Origin of the sequence: Bradyrhizobium sp., from assembly GCF_027451485.1 — a bacterium.
Lineage (GTDB): Bacteria > Pseudomonadota > Alphaproteobacteria > Rhizobiales > Xanthobacteraceae > Bradyrhizobium.
In genome coordinates this window covers 44,203-64,535 of sequence record NZ_DAIDJE010000044.1, presented here as the reverse complement: position 1 = coordinate 64,535, position 20,333 = coordinate 44,203, and the positions used below count along the sequence as shown (strand labels likewise).

General features: G+C 61.8%; 20 protein-coding genes. 8 read left to right on the top strand and 12 right to left on the bottom strand.

All coding sequences use genetic code 11. From position 1 onward, the window contains the following. Positions 1-31 precede the first annotated feature (31 nt). From NEZ08_RS06440 to NEZ08_RS06415, 6 genes are all read right to left on the bottom strand, one after another. On the bottom strand, positions 32-760 hold the full coding sequence (locus tag NEZ08_RS06440) for an amino acid ABC transporter ATP-binding protein (RefSeq protein ID WP_298105396.1): 729 nt from the start codon (positions 758-760) through the stop codon (positions 32-34). After that, on the bottom strand, positions 760-1,446 hold the full coding sequence (locus NEZ08_RS06435; protein ID WP_298105393.1) for an amino acid ABC transporter permease: 687 nt from the start codon (positions 1,444-1,446) through the stop codon (positions 760-762). Before NEZ08_RS06435 ends, NEZ08_RS06440 begins: the two co-directional genes overlap by 1 nt. After that, positions 1,443-2,171: an amino acid ABC transporter permease gene (locus tag NEZ08_RS06430; RefSeq protein ID WP_298105391.1), complete on the bottom strand. Its 729-nt coding sequence runs from the start codon at positions 2,169-2,171 to the stop codon at positions 1,443-1,445. The genes NEZ08_RS06435 and NEZ08_RS06430 overlap by 4 nt, the downstream gene beginning before the upstream one ends. A gap of 189 nt (positions 2,172-2,360) precedes the next feature. Further along, positions 2,361-3,263 (bottom strand): transporter substrate-binding domain-containing protein, encoded by a 903-nt coding sequence (locus tag NEZ08_RS06425; RefSeq protein WP_298105388.1) that lies wholly within the window; start codon positions 3,261-3,263, stop codon positions 2,361-2,363. A gap of 38 nt (positions 3,264-3,301) precedes the next feature. Continuing rightward, positions 3,302-4,633 carry an aspartate aminotransferase family protein gene (locus NEZ08_RS06420; RefSeq protein WP_298105385.1) on the bottom strand — a complete coding sequence of 444 codons (1,332 nt, stop codon included), beginning with the start codon at positions 4,631-4,633 and terminating at the stop codon, positions 3,302-3,304. After that, complete coding sequence (locus NEZ08_RS06415) at positions 4,630-5,520, bottom strand: MurR/RpiR family transcriptional regulator (RefSeq protein ID WP_298105382.1); 891 nt, start codon at positions 5,518-5,520, stop codon at positions 4,630-4,632. The genes NEZ08_RS06420 and NEZ08_RS06415 overlap by 4 nt, the downstream gene beginning before the upstream one ends. A 289-nt stretch (positions 5,521-5,809) precedes the next feature. On the opposite strand from NEZ08_RS06415, the gene hemA reads away from it, so the two are divergent. Both hemA and NEZ08_RS06405 read left to right on the top strand, forming a co-directional pair. Beyond that, the gene (hemA, locus tag NEZ08_RS06410; RefSeq protein WP_298105379.1) at positions 5,810-7,039 is read left to right on the top strand and encodes a 5-aminolevulinate synthase; all 1,230 of its coding nucleotides are present in this window, start codon (positions 5,810-5,812) and stop codon (positions 7,037-7,039) included. A 145-nt stretch (positions 7,040-7,184) separates the two neighbouring features. Continuing rightward, a complete protein-coding gene (locus NEZ08_RS06405) occupies positions 7,185-10,706 on the top strand; it encodes a PAS domain-containing hybrid sensor histidine kinase/response regulator (RefSeq protein ID WP_298105376.1) in 3,522 nt (1,173 codons plus the stop codon). Between the two features lie 2 nt (positions 10,707-10,708). On the opposite strand, the gene NEZ08_RS06400 is transcribed toward NEZ08_RS06405, so the two are convergent. Beyond that, on the bottom strand, positions 10,709-11,383 hold the full coding sequence (locus NEZ08_RS06400) for a response regulator transcription factor (RefSeq protein ID WP_298105373.1): 675 nt from the start codon (positions 11,381-11,383) through the stop codon (positions 10,709-10,711). 317 nt (positions 11,384-11,700) lie between these two features. Between NEZ08_RS06400 and NEZ08_RS06395 the strand changes: the two genes are divergently transcribed. Continuing rightward, positions 11,701-13,335, top strand: a complete 1,635-nt coding sequence (locus NEZ08_RS06395; protein ID WP_298105370.1) for an MFS transporter — start codon at positions 11,701-11,703, stop codon at positions 13,333-13,335. A 66-nt stretch (positions 13,336-13,401) separates the two neighbouring features. On the opposite strand, the gene NEZ08_RS06390 is transcribed toward NEZ08_RS06395, so the two are convergent. Both NEZ08_RS06390 and NEZ08_RS06385 read right to left on the bottom strand, forming a co-directional pair. Next, the gene (locus NEZ08_RS06390) at positions 13,402-13,881 is read right to left on the bottom strand and encodes a secondary thiamine-phosphate synthase enzyme YjbQ (protein ID WP_298105367.1); all 480 of its coding nucleotides are present in this window, start codon (positions 13,879-13,881) and stop codon (positions 13,402-13,404) included. A gap of 14 nt (positions 13,882-13,895) precedes the next feature. Further along, the gene (locus tag NEZ08_RS06385; protein WP_298105442.1) at positions 13,896-14,345 is read right to left on the bottom strand and encodes a hypothetical protein; all 450 of its coding nucleotides are present in this window, start codon (positions 14,343-14,345) and stop codon (positions 13,896-13,898) included. A gap of 569 nt (positions 14,346-14,914) precedes the next feature. Between NEZ08_RS06385 and NEZ08_RS06380 the strand changes: the two genes are divergently transcribed. The 5 genes from NEZ08_RS06380 to NEZ08_RS06360 all read left to right on the top strand — a co-directional run bounded on the left by NEZ08_RS06380 (position 14,915) and on the right by NEZ08_RS06360 (position 17,481). After that, a complete protein-coding gene (locus tag NEZ08_RS06380; RefSeq protein WP_298105365.1) occupies positions 14,915-15,286 on the top strand; it encodes an AtpZ/AtpI family protein in 372 nt (123 codons plus the stop codon). 66 nt (positions 15,287-15,352) lie between these two features. After that, complete coding sequence (locus tag NEZ08_RS06375) at positions 15,353-16,096, top strand: F0F1 ATP synthase subunit A (protein WP_298105362.1); 744 nt, start codon at positions 15,353-15,355, stop codon at positions 16,094-16,096. 40 nt (positions 16,097-16,136) lie between these two features. After that, entirely contained in the window at positions 16,137-16,364 is a 228-nt protein-coding gene (locus NEZ08_RS06370; protein WP_009796340.1) for a F0F1 ATP synthase subunit C, read from the top strand. Between the two features lie 71 nt (positions 16,365-16,435). Next, positions 16,436-16,990, top strand: coding sequence for a F0F1 ATP synthase subunit B (locus NEZ08_RS06365; protein WP_298105359.1), 555 nt, complete (start codon positions 16,436-16,438; stop codon positions 16,988-16,990). Between the two features lie 5 nt (positions 16,991-16,995). Beyond that, positions 16,996-17,481, top strand: a complete 486-nt coding sequence (locus NEZ08_RS06360) for an ATP F0F1 synthase subunit B (RefSeq protein ID WP_298105356.1) — start codon at positions 16,996-16,998, stop codon at positions 17,479-17,481. 80 nt (positions 17,482-17,561) lie between these two features. Here NEZ08_RS06360 and NEZ08_RS06355 read toward each other — a convergent pair whose 3' ends face one another. The 3 genes from NEZ08_RS06355 to NEZ08_RS06345 form a co-directional block, all read right to left on the bottom strand. Then, entirely contained in the window at positions 17,562-18,248 is a 687-nt protein-coding gene (locus tag NEZ08_RS06355; protein WP_298105352.1) for a hypothetical protein, read from the bottom strand. 127 nt (positions 18,249-18,375) lie between these two features. Then, on the bottom strand, positions 18,376-18,963 hold the full coding sequence (locus NEZ08_RS06350) for a GNAT family protein (protein ID WP_298105349.1): 588 nt from the start codon (positions 18,961-18,963) through the stop codon (positions 18,376-18,378). A 71-nt stretch (positions 18,964-19,034) separates the two neighbouring features. Then, a complete protein-coding gene (locus NEZ08_RS06345; RefSeq protein WP_298105347.1) occupies positions 19,035-20,324 on the bottom strand; it encodes a pitrilysin family protein in 1,290 nt (429 codons plus the stop codon). Positions 20,325-20,333: the final 9 nt, after the last annotated feature.

The following is a 20,333-nucleotide window of genomic DNA, read 5'->3' as shown; positions in this document are numbered from 1 at the left end:
GTTGCGAATGGCAGAAGCGGACCGCTGGAGATCAGTGCCTGAGGATGCGGGCGAGGAAGGCCTTCGCGCGCGCGGAAGCCGGCGCGCTGAAAAAAGTGGCCGCTTCGGATGTTTCGACGATTTCGCCGCCATCCATGAACAGCACGCGATTGGCGACATTGCGGGCAAAGCCCATCTCATGGGTAACGCAGAGCATCGTCATGCCCTGCCTGGCGAGCGACGTCATCACATCCAGCACCTCGTTGACCATTTCCGGATCGAGCGCCGACGTCGGCTCGTCGAACAGCATCACTTCCGGGTCAAGCGCCAGCGCCCGTGCAATCGCCACACGCTGCTGCTGTCCGCCGGATAGCTGCGCCGGATATTTCGTGACGTGGGCGGAGAGCCCGACCCGCGCCAGCAACGCATGCGCCTTATCTTCGGCCGCGGCCTTTGGCCGTTTCAAAACCTTGGTTTGCGCTATCGTCACATTGCTCAGCACGGACAGGTGCGGAAAAAGTTCAAAGCTCTGGAACACCATGCCGACCGAGCGACGCAGCGCAGCCATATGGGTCACGCCGGGCGCGAGGCGGAAGTCGCCGACCTTTATCTGCCCGACATCAAAACTCTCAAGTCCGTTCACGGTTTTGATCAGCGTGCTTTTGCCCGAGCCAGACGGACCGCAGATCACCACGACTTCGCCACGCGCGATCTCGGCGCTGCAATCCTTAAGAGCCTGAAACGAACCGTATGACTTCGACACATGGCTGATCGAGATCATCAACGCCCTCCATAGGCAAGACGGCTTTGCAGGCTTTTGACGAACTGCGAGGCGGTGTAACTGAACAGGAAATAGACGACACCGACCGTCAGATACATCTCGACCAGGCGGCCGTCGCGCTGGGCAATCTTGGACGCCGCGCCAAGCAGATCGGTTGCGGAAATGACGTAAACCGGCGAGGTGTCCTGACACAGGATGATGGTTTGCGTCAGCAGGATCGGCAGTACGTTGCGGATCGCTTGCGGGAAAAGAATGTAGACATAGGCGTGGAATTTGGGGAGGCCGAGCGCCTCGCAAGCCTCGTATTGGCCGGTCGAAATTGAACGGAAGCCGGCGCGCACGATCTCCGCGTAATAGGCCGCCTCAAACAGGATGAACGTGATAAAAATCGTCAGCGTCGCGCCGACCGCGACCGGCCGCCCGCCGTTGACAAGCCAGCCGATCGCCCAGGGCACAAGGAAGAAGATCCAGAAGATCACGAGGATCAGCGGGATCGAACGCATGACGTTGACGTACGCCGTGGCCAGGCCGGAGATAAATCGATTGCGCGACAATCGTGCCACCGCAAGCAGGCTGCCAAGGACGATGCCGCCGCCGACCCCGACCAGCGTGATCTGGATCGTGAACCATAGTCCGGTCAGCAGGAACGGCGCGGCGGAGACGATTGTGGAAAAATCGACACTCATTTGCGCCCGCCCCCGCTCGCAAGGCTCGGCAGCTGCGTCGCACGCTCGATCCAGTACATCAACGACCACGCGAGCAGCGCGATCACGAGATAGACGAGCGTCACGACGCCATAGGCTTCAAAGGTGCGGAAGGTGTTCTCGTTGATCTCGCGCGCTGTCGCAGTCAATTCGACGAGCCCGATCGTCAGGGCCACCGACGTGTTCTTGAAAATCGTCATGAACTCGTTGGTGAGTGTCGGCAGGATGATACGAAAGGCCTGCGGCAGCAGGATCTGCCGGTAGAGGCCGACCCGACCGAAACCCAGGGCGGCAGCCGCCTGGCTTTGGCCCGCCGGGAGCGCCTGCACGCCGGCGCGGACCTGTTCGGCGATTCGTGCCGCCGTGAACAGGCCGAGGCAAACCAGCGCCGGAACAAAGCTGCTCCACGGCGGATCCATCTGCTTGATTGCCAATCCCAGGCGTTCGGGCAGAAGCTCGGGGAGCACGAAGTACCAGAAGAACATCTGCACGAGCAGCGGGATGTTGCGGAAGGCCTCGACATAGACCCGGCCCAGCCTCGGCCAGATGCCGCCCGGCAGCGTCCGGGCTACGCCGATCATCGTTCCGACGACCAGCGAGATGGCCCAGGCGCCGAACGCCAGCGACACCGTCCAGGCGAGACCGCTCAGGATCCAGTCGATATAACGGCTGGCACCATCAGGCGTGGTCTCGAACAGCAACGACATCGCCAACCGCCTCCCGGGCCTTCGATTACCTCGCCCCCGTTGCGGGGAGAGGTCGGATTGCGAAGCAATCCGGATGAGGAAGATTCTCCGTGGAATTGAATGAGTCGAAAAAGCCCCTCACACAAACCATCTCTCCGCAAGCTGCGACGAGACGGGGAAGGGAGCTGTCGGCGCTCTTCGCGCCCTGTGTCACTGCCCGATGGCCTTGTCGCTCGGATTCTTGATCAGCGCCTTCAGCTCGGCCGATTGCGGGAAGTTCAGATTGATGTTCTTCGGAGGGATCGGGCTTTGGAACCACTTGGTATAGAGCTTGTCGTAAAGACCGGACTTCATCGCCTCGACCAGCGCGTCGTCGACCAGCTTTTTGAATTCAGTGTCCCCCTTCGCCATCATGATGCCGTAGGGATCGCTCGGATAGGCATCGCCTAGAAAGACGAAATTGTCCGGCGAAGGCGCGTTGGCTTTCAGCCCCGCAAGCAGAATATCGTCTTCCATGAAGGCGGAGGCACGGCCGGTCTCAACCAGCAGGATCGATTCGGCGTGGTCCTTGCCTTGCAGGATCTTCATGCCGAGGTGCTTCTCGGCATTGAGCTTGGCGACGAATTGCGCGGTGTTGGTGCCTTGTGTGACGACCACCGCCTTGCCTTTCAGATCGTCTGTCGTCTTCAGGTTGGAGGATTTCAGCGCGAGCCATTTGAATTGCGGCGCGTAGAAGATCACGGAGTAGGCGACCTCCTGCTGTCGCGCGATGGTGTTGGCGGTCGAACCGCACTCGATATCGACGGTGCCGTTCTTGACCAGCGGAATGCGGTTGGAAGAATTGACGGCCTGATAGGCGACCTTGAGATCAGGTTTGTTCAGCTTCGCCTTGACCTTGGTGACGACCAGATCGCACAACTCCAGCGAGAAGCCGATCGGCTTCTGATTGTTATCGAGATAGGAGAACGGCACCGAGGAGTCGCGGTGGCCGATCGTGATCGTGCCGGCGTCCTTGATCTTCTGTAATGTCGGACTGAGGCTCTGGGCCGATGCCGTTGTCGGCGCGAAAGCCAGCAAGGACAGCGCCACAAGGCCAATGGCTAATCTCGTCATGATGTACTCCCCTCCTCAAAAAATGCGTTCCGCAATCCTTACCTGACCGCTGCGATCGCGGCATCGACCGCATCGCCCAGCCGTTCGACGACCGTGTCGACCTGGGGCTTATCGATGATGAAGGGCGGTGCGATCAGTACGTGATCGCCATTCACGCCATCGATGGTGCCGCCCATCGGATAGACGCAAAGCCCGCGCGCCATGGCTTCGCGCTTGACCAACGCGTTGAGCTTCAATTCCGACGCAAAGGGTTTTTTGGAATCGACTTCCGATACCAGCTCCACGCAGCGGAACAGGCCGCGGCCACGAATGTCGCCGACGTGGTGATGGTTGGCAAAACGCTCTTCAAGGCGGCGTTGCAGGTGGCTTCCCATCGCCATCACGTTGTCCAGCAGATGATCGCGACGGATGACGTCCTGCACCGCAAGGCCGGCTGCGGCCGCCATCGGATGGCCCATATAGGTGTGACCATGCTGGAAAAAGCCGGAGCCTTCGGAGAAGGCTTCGAAAATCTTGCCGCTCAGGAGCGTGGCGCCGATCGGCTGGTAGCCGCCGCCGAGGCCCTTGGCGATCGCCATCAGATCGGGCGCGATGCCGTCCTGCTCGCACGCATGCAGCGTTCCGGTGCGGCCCATGCCGCACATGACTTCATCGAGAATGAGCAGCACGCCGTAGCGGTCGCAGATCGCGCGGATGCGCTTGAAATAATCGGCAACCGGCGGCACGGCGCCGCTGGTCGCACCGACCACGGTCTCGGCGACAAAGGCCATCACCTGATCTGACCCGAGCTCGAGGATCTTGTCTTCGAGCGCCTGTGCCGCGCGCGCCGCGTAATCGACGTCGCTCTCGCCCGGCTTCTGCCAGCGATAGGCGTAGCAGGGATCGATATGATGGGTCTCGATCAGAAGCGGCCGGAATTGCGAGCGGCGCCATTCATTGCCGCCGGTCGCGAGCGCCCCAAGCGTATTGCCATGATAGCTCTGGCGGCGGCCGATGATGTGCCGCCGCTGCGGCTCACCCTTCTCGACGAAATATTGCCGCGCCATTTTCAGCGCGGCTTCGATCGCCTCCGAGCCTCCGCTGACCAGATAGACATGATCGATTCCGGATGGCGCGGTCTCGACCAGCCGATCGGCGAGTTGTTCGGCAGCTTCGGTGGTGAAAAAACCGGTATGGGCGTAGGCCAGCTTGTCGAGTTGCTTGTGAAGCGCCTCGATCACATCGGGATGACCGTGGCCGAGACAAGACACTGCGGCGCCGCCGGACGCGTCGATATAGCTCTTGCCGTCCTTGTCGAACAATTCGATGCCTTTGCCGCCGACGGCGACCGGCATCTTGGCGTTGGCGGAGCGATGAAGGATGTGGGTCATGACGGCTTCTTGTTGCTTCTCGATTTCAGGTGGGTATTCAGCGCGGCAAGGTGCCCGTCGGAGTGCCGCAGCGAAGCCAGCGCGGCATCGCCGCCGCGGCCGGCGATAATCGCGCCAAGCACCTCGGCCACGGCAAAGGCGGGCGACATCGCATGGAAGAACGACGGGCTCTCGGTCGAAACGATGACCGCGTGCTGCGCGATCTGCGCCAACGGCGCGACCTCGCTGTCGGTGACCGCCACCACCGGAATACCTTGCGTGACGGCATATTCAGAAAGCTCGATGGTCAGGCGCGTATAAGGCATGACGCTTGCGACCAGCAGCACATCCTTGGGCGTTGCGCGCGCGAGCACATCGGAACCGGTGGCGCCAATGCCCTCGATGTGAACCGAACGGTCGCCAACAAGGCTGAGCACGTAATGGAGATGCCAGGCAATCGAATGGCTCGATCGCAATCCGAGGCAATAGATGCGGCGGGCTGATGCGAGCGCGCGGGCCGCATTCGCCAGCCGCTCCAGACCGGCAGGCGTGGCGAGCTTCTGAATTTGATGACCGATCGACGCCAGCATATCGGCGGCGAGCGCCTTGTCGCCCTTCAGTTTCTGACTGATGACCTGGACGCCGGCCTTGCCGGCAAAACCGAGCCCGCCATCGCGCACGGCCGCGGCATATAGCTCGCGCACCTCGTCGTAACCGTCCATGCCGAGACGCTTGGCCAGCCGGGTCATGGTCGCCGGCTGCACGCCAGCCTGCCGTGCCTGCTCGCGCATCGACAGCAGCGCCACGTCACGCGGGCGGTCGAGCACATAGCGCGCGCCTGCCTGCAACTGCGTGGGCATGTCGTCGAACGTCTGGATGATGCGTTCGGTCAGCGGGCCCCGATCCATGACCAATCCTAGGCTCCCCCCGGCGGCCTTTGCAACAATCGTTTCAAGTTCTGCCACTCCAATTCAATTGGATCACCGTCCACAACGATCGTCCTTGGAAAAGCTTGAGGAAGCGCCGTGGCTTGACGGCAGTGCTTGGCGGCCCCGGGCGGCGGCACACCGAAACTTGACCGAAATCAAAACCTTCCGGCGCCGAAGGTGGCATTCGATTGCGGCTCGACACGGGTTATAGAAACCCTCTAAAAAGGTTACTCTCATCTTCGGCCCAGCCCCAGTTCCAGGTTCCGCGATGGATTACAGCCAATTTTTTCGCACCGCCCTCGATCGCCTCCATGACGAACGGCGATACCGGGTTTTCGCCGATCTGGAACGGGTGGCCGGTCGTTTTCCTCATGCGCTGTGGCATTCGCCGGAAGGCGTGCGCAACGTGGTGATCTGGTGCTCCAACGATTACCTCGGCATGGGCCAGCATCCGAAGGTGGTCGGCGCAATGGTCGAGACCGCGACCCGCGTCGGCACCGGCGCCGGCGGCACGCGCAACATTGCCGGCACCCATCATCCGCTGGTGCAGCTTGAACAGGAACTCGCCGATTTGCATGGCAAGGAGGCCGCACTGCTCTTCACGTCCGGTTATGTCTCGAACCAGACCGGCATTGCGACCATCGCCAAGCTCATTCCGAACTGCCTGATCCTGTCGGATTCGCTGAACCACAATTCGATGATCGAGGGCGTTCGCCAGGCCGGCTGCGAGCGGCAGATCTTCCGTCATAGCGACCTGGCGCATCTGGAGGGGTTGCTGCGGGCCGCGGACCCCGACCGGCCGAAGCTGATCGTTTGCGAGAGCCTTTATTCGATGGACGGCGATATCGCGCCGCTGTCGAAAATCTGCGATCTCGCCGAAAAATATGGCGCCATGACCTATGTCGACGAGGTGCACGCGGTCGGCATGTATGGCCCGCGTGGCGGCGGCATCGCCGAGCGCGACGGCGTCATGGACCGCATCGATATTCTGGAGGGCACGCTTGCCAAGGCTTTCGGCTGCCTCGGCGGCTACATTGCCGGCTCGGCGGAAATGATCGACGCGGTCCGCTCCTATGCGCCCGGCTTCATCTTCACGACAGCGCTGCCGCCGGCGATCTGCTCCGCCGCGACCGCCGCGATCCGCCATCTGAAGGCGTCGAACTGGGAACGCGAGCGCCATCAGGAACGCGCGGCCCGCACCAAGGCGATTCTGAACGCCGCAGGCCTGCCGGTGATGTCGAGCGACACTCACATCGTTCCGTTGTTCGTCGGCGATCCCGAAAAGTGCAAGCGGGCCTCGGACCTGCTGCTGGAGGAACACGGGATCTACATCCAGCCGATCAACTATCCGACCGTGGCCAAGGGCACCGAACGTCTGCGGATCACGCCCTCACCCTACCACGAGGACGCGCTGATCGATCAGTTGGCCGAAGCCCTGTTGCAGGTCTGGGATCAGCTTGGGCTGCCGCTCAAGCAGAAGTCGCTGGCGGCGGAATAACGTTAATCCGCCGATCGCCGCCTCTGGCTGCCCCGCAACCATGATCGGCGGTGCGTTGCCGGCCTAGTCCGTCTATAATACCTCCCTGATTGATCGCCTCGAGCGATGGCGCCGAACGCGCAAAAACCTTAGGGAGTGAGCAGCAATGCTGCATGACTGGGGCGTGATCGCAGCCGCTTTCGGCTACATCGGCCTCCTGTTTTTCGTGGCGAGCTACGGCGACCGTCCCGCACCGACGCAGCGCGGCCGCGCCAGCGCGCTGATCTATCCGCTGTCACTGGCGATCTATTGCACCTCCTGGACCTTCTTCGGCTCGGTCGGCTTTGCCACCCGCACCAGCATCGACTTCCTGGCGATCTATATCGGCCCGATCCTGATGATCGGAATTTGCACGCCGCTGCTGCGCCGGGTGATCAAGCTCGCCAAATCGCAGAACATCACCTCGATCGCCGACTTCATCGCCGCGCGCTACGGCAAGAGCCAGGCGGTCGCAGCGACCGTGGCGCTGATCGCGCTCATCGGCTCGATTCCCTATATCGCGCTGCAGCTCAAGGCCGTCGCGTCCTCGCTTGAAACGATCCTGAGCGAGGACCAGGCGATTTCCTCGATCCCGGTACTTGGCGACATTGCACTGACCGCGACGCTCGCGATGGCCGCCTTCGCCGTGTTGTTCGGAACCCGCCAGACCGATGCGACCGAGCACCAGCATGGCCTGATGCTGGCGGTGGCGACCGAATCCATCGTCAAGCTCGTTGCCTTTATCGCCGCTGGCGCCTTCGTCACCTTCTGGATGTTTTCGCCGCACGAATTGATCGAGCGCGCGATGAAGACGCCGGAAGCCGTACGCGCCATCGGATATGAGCCATCGGTCGGCAACTTTCTGACCATGATCGTGCTGTCGTTCTGCGCGATCATGCTGCTGCCACGGCAGTTCCATGTCAGCGTGGTGGAGAATTCGACACCTTCGGAAGTCAGCCGCGCGCGCTGGCTGTTTCCGCTCTATCTCGTGGCGATCAACCTGTTCGTGGTCCCGATCGCGCTGGCCGGCCTCATCACGTTTCCATTCGGCGCAGTCGATCCGGACATGTTCGTGCTGGCGCTGCCGGTGGAGGGCAATGCACCGCTGCTCAGCATCGCTGTCTTCGTCGGAGGGCTGTCGGCAGCGACGGCCATGGTGATCGTGGAATGCGTCGCGCTTTCGGTCATGGTCTCGAACGACATCATCATGCCGCTGGTATTGCAGCGCCGCCGCGAAACGCCCGATGGTCAGCAGGATTTCGGCCGTTTCCTGCTCGGCACGCGGCGCTTCGCGATCTTCGCCATCATGGCAATGGCCTACTTCTATTATCGCGCGCTGGGCGATGCTGAACTGGTCTCGATCGGGCTACTGTCGTTTGCGGCGATTGCGCAGCTCGCGCCCGCCTTTTTCGGCGGACTGTTCTGGCAGCGCGCGACGGCACGGGGCGCCATGGGCGGGATGCTTGTCGGCTTTCTGATGTGGGCTTACACGCTGTTCCTGCCGAGTTTTCTGGACGGCACCCCCGCCGGGCTGGCATTCCTGCAAAACGGCCCGCTCGGGATCGGACCGCTCAGGCCGCAGGCGCTGTTCGGCTCCGATCTGCCGCAACTCATCCATGGCGTGCTGTGGTCGCTGTCGCTCAACATCCTGACCTATGTGCTGCTGTCGCTGTCGCGTCAGCCGTCGTCGATCGAACGGATGCAGGCGGATCTGTTCACCCCTAGCGTATTGACGCCGATGGCGCCGACCTTCCGCCGCTGGCGGACGACGGTGACCGTGCAGGACATCCAGAGCACGGTTGCGCAGTATCTGGGGCCGGATCGTGCCAGGGATTCCTTTGAAGCCTTTGCGGCGTCGCGCAACCTTCGTCTCGCGCCGTCGGCGCCCGCTGATTTCGAACTGCTTCAGCATGCCGAGCACCTGATCGCCTCATCGATCGGCGCGGCCTCCTCGCGCCTGGTGATGTCGCTGCTGTTGCGCAAGCGCACCGTCTCGGCCAAGGCTGCGCTGAAACTGCTCGACGATTCCCACGCGGCGTTGCATTTCAACCGCGAGATCCTTCAGACGGCGCTCAATCACGTGCGCCAGGGCATCGCGGTGTTCGACGCCGACCTGCAACTGATCTGCTCGAACCGCCAGTTCGGAGACATTCTGGGACTGGCGCCACACCTCGTGCAGATCGGCATTCCGCTGCGCGAGATCCTCGAATACATCACGACCGTCACGGCGGCGAGCACGCCTTCGGAATCTGCGGACAAGGAGGTTCTCGTCGAGCGGCGCCTGAAAGCCTATACTGCCGAGGGTGAGCCCTATCTCGAGCGCCTGCCCGACCGGCAGATGGTGATCGAGGTCCGCTCCAACCAAATGCCCGGCGGCGGCCTTGTCATCACTTTCTCGGACGTCACGCCGTCGTTCGAAGCCGCCGAAGCGCTGGAGCGTGCCAACGCCACGCTGGAAAAGCGCGTCCGCGACCGCACCGAGGAGCTGACACGGCTGAACTCGGAACTGGCGCTCGCCAAGAGCACGGCCGAAGACGCCAGCATCTCCAAGACGCGCTTCCTCGCCGCTGCGAGCCACGACATCCTTCAGCCGCTCAATGCGGCGCGGCTCTATGTGACTAGCCTGGTGGAACGCCAGAGCGGCGGCGAGGACTCAAGGCTGGTCGAGAACATCGACGATTCGCTGGAGGCGATCGAAGAAATCCTCGGGGCACTTCTGGACATCTCGCGGCTGGACGCCGGCGCGATGACGACCTCGGTGACGAGTTTCAAGATCGGCGACCTGATGCGCTCGCTTGAAATCGAGTTCGCGCCGATTGCACGTGCCAAGGGATTGAAGCTGACCTTCGTACCCTGCTCACTGCCCGTGCAATCCGACCGCCTGCTGCTTCGGCGGCTGTTGCAGAACCTGATCTCCAACGCGATCAAATACACCCCGCGCGGCCGGGTTCTGGTCGGCTGCCGCCGGCGCGGCGAATCGCTCAGAATCGGCATTTTCGACACCGGCGTCGGCATTCCCGTGCTCAAGCGCGGCGAGATCTTCAAGGAATTTCATCGGCTCGAACAGGGCGCGCGCATTGCCCGCGGCCTGGGGCTCGGACTGTCCATCGTCGAACGGCTTGCCCGGGTTCTCGGGCATGGCATTGCGCTCGATTCGGTCGCGAGCGGAGGTTCAACCTTTTCGGTAACGGTGCCGACCGCGAAAGCCGTCAACTATACGGCGGCCGTCACCAGCGCGACACCGTTGTCGCGGGCGCCGATGTCGGGTGCCCTGATCGCCTGCATCGAAAACGATGCCGCCATTCTCGACGGCATGAAAACATTGCTCGGAGGCTGGGACGCCCAGGTGATTGCCGTGAGCGATCCGGAATCCGCGATCGAGGCGATCGAGGCCGCAGGCAAGCCGCTCACCGGACTTCTGGTCGATTATCATCTCGATCGTGGCAACGGCATTGCCGCGATCCGCGATATCAGGAAGAAATTCGGCGAGACGATTCCAGCCATTCTGATCACCGCCGATCGCAGCCCGCATGTTCGCGCTGCGGCGCGGGGAGAACATATCGCGGTGCTGAACAAGCCGGTGAAGCCGGCCTCCTTGCGCGCACTTCTGGGTCAGTGGCGCGCTCAGCAGATGGTCGCGGCGGAGTAGCTTTACGGTTGCGGCGCGCTCTGCCGCCATTGGCCGCCGGCAATTTTGGCCGCGGCGATCACCGCCTGCGTCCGGCTTTCGACGCCAAGCTTCTGCAAGATCGCCGATACGTGCGCCTTGATGGTCGCTTCCGAAACTCCGAGCTCATAGGCGATCTGCTTGTTGAGCAAGCCTTCCGACAGCATCATCAGCACGCGCACCTGCTGCGGCGTCAGCGTCACCAACCGGTCGCGCAGGCGGGCCATTTCCGGGTCGGTCGCCGACGACAGGTCGGTGTCCGCGGGCACCCAGACGTCGCCATCAAGCACCTTCATGATGGCATCGCGCAACGTGTCGACGCCAAATCGCTTCGGGATGAACCCGGAAGCACCGAAATCCAGCGACTGGCGAATGGTGCCGCCATCGTCGCTGGCGGACACGATGACGACAGGAATCGCCGGGAACTGGGCGCGCAGGTAAATCAGCCCGGAGAAGCCGGATATCCCGGGCATGGTCAGATCGAGCAAGACAAGATCGACATCGGGATCGTGATCGAGCAGCGCGGTCAGTTCTTCAAAACTGCCGGCCTCATCGATCCTGGCCGATGTCACGACGCTGGCTACCGCCTGACGCAGCGCGTCGCGGAATAGCGGATGGTCGTCGGCGATCACAAGACGGGTGGCGGGAGCGGTCGTCATCTATTGCTTTGCAACGGTTACTCGAGAGCGATCCCGGCATAGCCGGTTTTGTGGATCAATTGTCCTGCGGCGTAGGACCGCATGCAAGATATCAGTCGTGCCATCCGAACTGGCGGTTAATTATGGCCCTTTGTGCATCGCACCACGACGCTGTGAGGCCTCTCCAAACAATGCCGCTCCCACAGATGCACGTTCCTAATTTAGTTCCAAAGTTGTAGATTACGACAGTTCACGTCGATGTTACCGTACTGGAAACCTTGTGGTCAGATGGCGCATCGGTGTGAACGTTTGCAACAGCAATCCGGGGAGTGCGGGCAATGGCAATGGCAGCAGCAGCGGGTGAGGGTGTCCGCGGCCGGGGGATGACGGCCGAAGAGCGAAAGGTCATTTTCGCTTCCTCATTGGGCACGGTCTTCGAGTGGTACGACTTCTACATATACGGCACGCTCGGCTCCTTCCTGGCTAAATACTTTTTCTCCAACGTCCCGCCGAACGTGGCCTTCATCTTCACGCTGCTCGCCTTTGCCGCGGGTTTTGCGGTACGCCCTTTCGGCGCGCTGATCTTCGGCCGGCTCGGCGACATGATCGGACGCAAATACACCTTCCTGATCACCATGACCCTCATGGGCATCGGCACATTCTTCATCGGCCTGTTGCCCGGCTATGCGAGCTGGGGCATCGCAGCGCCGGTCGTGCTGATCCTGCTGCGGCTGATCCAGGGCCTGGCGCTCGGCGGCGAATATGGCGGGGCAGCGACCTATGTCGCCGAGCACGCTCCCCCGGGCAAACGCGGTTATTACACCTCATGGATTCAGACCACCGCAACGCTGGGTCTTTTTCTCGCGCTGTTGCTTATTCTCGGTGTGCGCAACGCCATGGGCGAAGGATCGTTCGGCGATTGGGGCTGGCGGATTCCCTTCCTGCTCTCCGGCGTCCTGCTCGCGGTTTCCGTCTGGATCCGCCTGAGCCTGAGCGAGTCGCCCGTCTTTCAGAGAATGAAGGAAGAAGGCAAAACCTCGAAGCGCCCGTTGAGCGAGGCTTTCGCCGAATGGAACAACGCCAAGATCGCGCTTCTCGCCCTGCTCGGCGCCACCGCCGGCGAAGCCGTGGTGTGGTACGGCGGACAGTTCTATGCGTTGTTCTTCCTGACCCAGACACTCAAGGTGCCCGGCGTCACCGCGCAGATCATGATCGTCATCGCGCTCACGCTCGGCACTCCCGGCTTCATCTTGTTCGGCTGGCTGTCCGACAAGATCGGCCGCAAGCCCATCATCCTGGCTGGCTTTCTGCTGGCAGCGTTGACGTATTTCCCGATATTCAAGGGTATTACGCACTTCGCCAATCCGAAGCTCGAAGCCGCCCTCGCTTCCGCCCCGGTCACCGTGATCGCCGACCCGGCGGAGTGCTCGTTCCAGTTCAAGGCGACGGGCACCGAGAAATACACAACGAGTTGCGACACGGCCAAGGCGGCGCTGGTCAATCTGTCGGTGAATTACCAGAGCCAAGATGCGCCGAAGGGAACGCCGGCGAAGGTGAAGATCGGCGAGCAGACGCTGGACGTCAGCGCGGCGGATTTTGCCAAGGCGCTGCCTGCTGCGATCAAGGCCCATGGTTATCCGGCTTCGGCCGATCCGGCCGAAATCAACCAAGTGGCGACGGTAATCCTGCTGTGGCTGCTCGTGATCTATGTGACGCTGGTCTATGCTCCGATCGCGGCGTGGCTGGTCGAACTGTTCCCCAGCCGTATCCGCTACAGCGGCATGTCGTTGCCTTATCACATTGGCAACGGCTGGTTCGGCGGTTTCCTGCCGGCGACCGTGTTCGCCATCGTGGCCTACACCGGAAACATCTATTCAGGCCTGTGGTACCCGGTCGTCATTGCGCTCATGAGTCTGGTGATCGGCTTCCTGTTCCTGCCCGAGACCAAGGATGTCGACATAACCAGCACCTGATTCGTCTCGATACAAGGCTGACAAGCCGGCCGCGGGGCAATCCGCGGCCGGTTTTGCTTGTGCCGTCTATTGCGTGTCGACCGCGCCGGCAAACTGCAAGACGATCTCACGCCGATGCGGTTGCCGCCGATGCTCGATCAAGTAGATCGCCTGCCATGTTCCAAGCATCAGCCTGTTCTTGATGACCGGAATCTGCAGCGAGGTTGCCGTCAACATCGTCTTGACGTGCGCCGGCATGTCGTCTGGGCCTTCGGCATCGTGGCTCCATCCAAAATTCTCCGGCGCGAGGCGATCGAGTGCGGCAGTCAAATCCTCAAGCACGGTCGGATCGGCATTTTCCTCGACCGTCAGCGAGGCCGAGGTGTGTCGGATGAACAGCGTCACCTGGCCCTCGACTGCATTCGCGTCGTGGACGAATTGCGCGACGTCGCCGGTAAGATCGAGAAAACCGCGGCCCGATGTCTGCACGGTGAGCAGCGACGACACGATTGAACCGGCGGAAACGGCCGATAGCGCCGATCGGGAAATGGACGGTGATCTCGCCATGAATCAACGCGGCCTCATATCTTGCCGCTAACGTCTTTCTGCATGCGGCTGGCCATTTCGACCAGCCGTCGCCAGGCGCGTTCGAGAAGCGACATCACGCGGTCCATGTCCTGATCACTGGGCAAGGGTATTTCGATCTTGCGCGGGTTCTCAGCAGCCTTCGGCTCTGCCTTCTTCAGCGAGTCAGATTTCGGCAACGCCTCTTCGGTCTTGCCTTCGACGGTCGGCGCCAGCGACGCCAGTTCGGCCTTCAGTTTTTCGATTTCCGCCTTGGACTTTTCATTCTCCGCCTGCAGCCGGCCGATCTCCGCGTCATATGCCGCCCGCTCGTCCGGAACGGCGTAACAGGCCCAACCCGGACCGCTGTTGTTGCAGTTCGAAACCGCGCCGGTGCGCGTGTCGAGCCGGATCACGCCATCGCCGACCTGCGACATTGCAAAGCGGCCGTTTTCGTTGTCGGGCATGGGTTCGGCCGCAGCGCTGCTTGCTGCAACCAGAAGCGAGACGAGGACAATGCTTGATGCCGCAAATACTGATCTGGTCATGGGATGCTCCGCAGCCTTGTCTAGCTCTTGATCGTCCCCGCCCTCGATTTCCATTGGGCGCACGGCCCGAATTCGTGCGTCCGACAGCAGTACGGTCTGATCCTGACCCCGGAAAATCTTGCCGTCCAGCACCTCGTACTGCCGATCTGAGCACGAACTTCGAAAAGCGGGATGCCGCCGACCGCTGCATCAGCGCCGTGTCAGACAGAGGCAGGCGTTGCAGATCGGCCTGTTCAGTTCGACTTCCGGGCGGGCAAGAACGGTTTCGGACCTCGATTCACCCCCGATCCGGCCGGGAGCTATTGCAGTGCGGCGACCGAGCGTTCAATCCGACTCTGGATAAACAAAATAGTCAAATGATATCAATATAATATATAGCTGTGACGCAATCTTGACTTGATTAAACGCGGTCAGTATGGTCCGCGCGGCTTTTGAGGGGTGACGGGGCGTCGTTTTCATCCATCGCATCATCGTTTCGGGTCTTAAGCATGGCGCAAGGCACGAATGACCGCGAAGATGAAAGCAAGTCGTCCTCCGATGAGGCCGCGCTTTCCGCAAGGCTCGGAAGTCTGGAGCACCGGTTGTCCGCACTTCGGGACAGCCGAAACATCAGAACTGACCAACCCGAAGCTGGAAGCGGAGACAGCAATGCCAGGGCGTCGGCCATGGCAATGGGTTTCCGCCTCTCATCGGAGTTGATTGCCGGTGTTGGTCTCGGAGCACTGATGGGCTGGGGTTTCGACCGTCTGCTTTCGACGTCACCTTTCGGGCTCATCGTGTTCGTGCTGGTCGGCTTTTCGGCCGGCGTTCTGAACGTGATCAGATCGGCGGGTGTTGCTCCAAACAAGACCGGCCGTTAAGGAAGTGGCGGACGACGTGATTAGAAATGCCGGCAAGGCCGGCAATAGCCTAGAGATGCTGCGCGGATGATCGATCCGATCGAACAATTCCATATCGAGAAGCTCTTCACGATTGGCCATATCGGCAATCAGGAGATCGCCTTTACCAATTCCTCCGCCTACATGTTCGGCGCGGTAGCCTTGACTGCGCTGTTGATGCTCGGGCCCGGCCGGAATCTGGTGCCGGGCCGCCTGCAATCGGTCGCGGAAATCACCTACGAGTTCGTCGCCAACACCATTCGATCGAACGCCGGCAAGGACGGCATGAAGTTCTTTCCGCTGGTGTTCACCATTTTCATGTTGCTGACCGTCTCCAACATGATCGGGGTCATTCCCTACAGCTTCACGATCGCGAGCCACATCATCGTCACGGCGTCGCTGGCCGTGCTGGTGTTCCTGACCGTATTGATCTACGGCTTCTATAAAAATGGCCTGAAATTCCTCAAGCTTTTCGTTCCTTCGGGCATCCCGATCTTCATTCTCCCGCTGGTCGTCTTCATCGAGGTTTTCTCGTTCTTCCTGCGGCCGATCTCGCACTCGGTTCGTCTGTTTGCCAATATGCTGGCCGGCCACATCGCGCTTGCGGTGTTCGCGGGGTTCATCCCAATGCTCGCCGGGATCGGCATCGCCGGCTATTTCGGCGCGGCATTGCCGCTCGCCATGGTGATTGCGCTCTATGCGCTGGAGATTCTCGTCGCCTTCCTCCAGGCCTACGTCTTCACCATCCTCACCGTCATCTACATCAACGACGCTATCCATCCGGGCCACTAGAGAAGGCCCCCCAACCAAACCTCAAGAAGGAGTTCGTTTCATGGATCCGATTGCCGCGAAGTACATTGGCGCAGGTATTGCCTGCATCGGCATGGGTGGCGCCGGCGCCGGCGTCGGCATCATTTTCGGCAACTACCTCGCTGCCGCGGTGCGCAACCCCTCAGCCGCCCAGGGCCAGTTCGGCAACCTGATTTTCGGTTTCGCAGTGACCGAAGCGCTCGGCATTTTCTCGCTGCTGATCGCACTGCTCCTGCTGTTTGCGCTCTGATCCCTCGCCGGTCCCGCCTCACTTTCAAGAGGCCGGGATCGAATCTCGGTTAGCCGAACAGGAGAAGGTTCGTGGCTGAAAGTCATGGCGAGCCGAAGGGCACCACCGCCCACACTGAGGCCGACGGCGGCCACAAGGAGTTTCCGCCGTTTGAAAAGAACACCTTCGCCTCGCAGCTGGTGTCGCTGGCGATCGCATTCGTCGCGCTGTATCTGATCGTCTCGAAGTTTGCGCTGCCGCGCGTCGGCGGCGTGCTCGACGCGCGTCAGAACAAGATCGATGGCGACCTCGCAGAAGCCCAGAAGCTGAAGGAGCAATCCGACAGCGCGATCAAGGCCTATGAGAGCGAGCTGGCCGCTGCACGCTCCCGTGCACAGGCGATCGGCGCGGAAAACCGCGAGAAGCTGAACGCGCAGTCGGAAGCCGAACGCAAGACGCTTGAAGAGCGGCTGTCGCAAAAGCTGGCGGACGCAGAGAAGACCATAGCTTCGACCCGCGCGGCTGCGATGAGCAACGTGCGCGGCATCGCTGCCGACACAGCTGCCGCGATCGTCCAGCGACTGACCGGCGTCGCCCCCGACGGCACGTCGGTAGGACGCGCCGTCGATGCGTCCTTGAAAGGATAAGTTCGATGTTCGCCGAACCGGAGTTCTGGGTCGCCGTTGGCTTCATCATCCTGATGGGCATATTCGCCTATCTCGGTGTCCATCGCACCGTGCTGACGGCGCTTGATCATCGCAGCGACCGCATCAAGGCCGAACTCGATGACGCCCGCCGCCTCAAACAGGAAGCAGCAAGCCTGCTTGAAGAGTACAGGGCACGGCGCGCCAGCGCGGAGCGTGAAGCGCAGGACATCGTCGCCGCAGCGAAGGTCGATGCGGAGAGGATCGCCGCCGAAGCCAAGACAAAGATGGAAGATTTTGTGGCGCGGCGAACCAAGGCCGCCGAGGGCAAGATCGCACTGGCCGAAGCCCAGGCGCTCGCCGATGTGCGTGCGGCGGCGGCCGATGCGGCCGTAACCGCTGCTTCCACCATCCTGTCGCAGACGGTCAAGGGTCAGCTGGCTGACGACCTTCTCGCCAAGGGCATCACCGAAGTCCGCGAAAAGCTGAACTGACGATTCCAGTCACAACAAAAAGCCGGCGCGACAGCCTCGCGCCGGCCTTTTGTTTTCGTTTTCATTCCTCGGAACCGATCCTATCGACGCCGCGACGGCTTGGCCGGCGCCGGTGGCGTGATCGCCTGCGGGTCGAAGCCGACGTAGAAAACAAAGGAGTCGCTCGTGAGGTTTGCCGGCATGTTGTAAACGAGGTCCTCGCCAACCACGCTGAACATGCCGCCTTCCCCGTTCATCGCGACCGTGGTCCGATAAACCTTCGTGGTCAGCACCTTCTCCTGAACGCCGGTCTGGACGACTGCAACACGCACCGGGACTTCGACCGTTTCGGGCGCCCCGGCGGGGCCGGCAATGACGCGGCCCTGAATGCCGATCCGCGCCGAAATCTGGCCGTTGCCCATGCGCCGGCAATCGCGCGCGGTCCGCGTGATGGTCGCTTGATAGTTCAACTCGGTCGCGACCGGCTGATGGCCGGGCGGCGCCACCCCGTAGGTGGACGCGCCGGCGCGAATCTTCACCGGAGGACAGTCGAGTTCGGTGCCGTCCGGCGCGACTTCGGAAACCTTTCCGCGTCCGCCGAACAGCTGATCGAAGCGATCGCTGATCGTCGGGAGATCCTCCTGGGGAACGGTCGTCGTGCTGAAGGGGTTGTTGAAAGTGGTGCCGCCACATCCCGTCAGCAAAGCTGCGGCGGCCGCAAAAGCCAGCGCGGTGCGCTTGTGGCCCGTCACGGCGGCCCCCACCTGCCAGATCCGCCCATGCCGCATCAGTCGAAAATCCCCAATGAAACCCGCCACTAAACGATGGCCCGGCGCTTATAGCAGCGCAATGGCGGCAAACCCAAGGCGTCCGTCATAATCTGGAAACACGTGGTTCGATTCCCGCAGTCGCCGCCTAACCGCGGAAATCCTCATGCAACAGACCGTATAGCAGATGATCCTGCCAGACGCCGTTGATGCAGAGATACCGCCGCGCCATGCCCTCGCGGGTAAAGCCGCACTTCTCGAGCACCCGAATCGAGGGCGTGTTGGTCGGGATGCAGGCGGCTTCGATGCGGTGCAAATTGAGCTCGCCGAACAGCGATGGCAGCAGCACGCGCAGGGCGGTCGTCATGTAGCCGCGATGCGCAAAGGGCTGCCCGACCCAATAGCCGATCGTACCGGCCTGGACGATGCCACGCCGGACATTGGCGAGCGTTATTCCGCCCACCATGACACCATCGGCCTCGCGAAAGACGAGGAAGGGATATGACCTGTCTGCCGCAACGTCCTCGGCATAACGGCGCAGCCGCCTCCGGAACCCGGAACGGGTCAGGTCATCGGACGGCCAGATCGGCTCCCAAGGAGTGAGATAGCTCCGGCTGATTTCCCGCAGGTGTGCCCATTGCAGAAAATCCGACATCTGAGGCGCGCGCAGCAAGAGGCCGTGACCGCGCGGAACAAGCGCAGCCGGACCGCTTGAAGGCAACCGAAACAGGGCCATGCTTCAAACTCCCCCGATCCTTCAAACAGGAATCATGACCGGATGAAAATCACGCTCGTTACCCGCAGCATTCAGTGAAGGCGCTCCTTGGCCTTCGACTTGGTCAATCCTTCCGCAAAAGCGACCGCTGTGTCCAGCCCCCTGCCGCTGCCGAGCGCGACAACCGCGGGCCGGCTGCGCGACAACAGCGCGCGCGCAGCGTCCTGCGCAGTTTCCACGCTAACCGCGTCGATCCGCGCCACCAGCTCCTCGACCGCCAGCGGTCGCCCATAGGCAAGGATGTGCCGCGCCAATTGCTCGGCGCGCGAGCTGCAGCTTTCCAGCGCCATCAACAGGCCGGCCTTCATCTGCGCCTTGGCGCGGGCAATCTCGGATTCCGTCAGCGTCTCCACGGCCTCGTTGATGACGTCGACGATCACTTCCATCATCTCCGGCGCATCGCCCGGATCGGTGCCGGTATAAAGGCCGAAAAATCCGGTATCTATATAGGGCGCGTGAAAGGCGTAGATCGAATAGCAGAGCCCGCGTTTTTCCCGCACCTCCTGAAACAGACGCGACGACATGCCGCCGCCGAGAACGTTGGTAAAGACCTGAAGTGAGAACAGCGACTGGTCGGTCTGCGGAACTCCCTCGAGCGCCAGCGTCAAATGCGCCTGCTCCAGCTCGCGATGCACCACGCGCGAACCTCCCTTGCCAAACATCGCGGGCTCGGGCTTCGGTGCAGGTGTGCCGTCGAAGCTCGCAAAACGCCGTGCCGCCTCGTCCACCACTTGGTGGTGATCGATGGCGCCTGCGGCGGCGACCACCATGTCGGGACCGCGATAATGCGTGGAAAGATAGCCGCGCAGCATGTCGCGGTTGAACGACTGCAGCGTCTTCGCCGTTCCAAGCAGTGATCGCCCCATCGGCTGATCCGGATAGCACAGCTCGTTGAGGTGCTCGAACACGACGTCGTCGGGCGTATCCTGTGCGGCGCCGATCTCCTGCACGATCACGCTCTTTTCGCGCTCAAGTTCATCGGGCACGAAGGAGGGATTGGCGAGAATGTCGGACAACACGTCGAGCGCCAGCGGCACGTCGGCCTTCATCACGCGGGCATAATACGCCGTGGTTTCCGTCGAGGTGCCCGCGTTGAGATCGCCGCCGACCGCCTCGATTTCCTCAACGATCTCGCGCGAGGTGCGTCGCGTCGTCCCTTTGAACGCCATATGCTCCAATAGATGCGAGATACCGTGTTCATTGGGCTTTTCGTCGCGGCCACCGACTCCGGCCCATACCCCGAGCGCAGCCGTCTGGAGATGCGGCATGGTATCCGTGATGACGGTGAGGCCAGACGGCAGCTTGGTGACTTCGACGCTCATCCGGCGCTC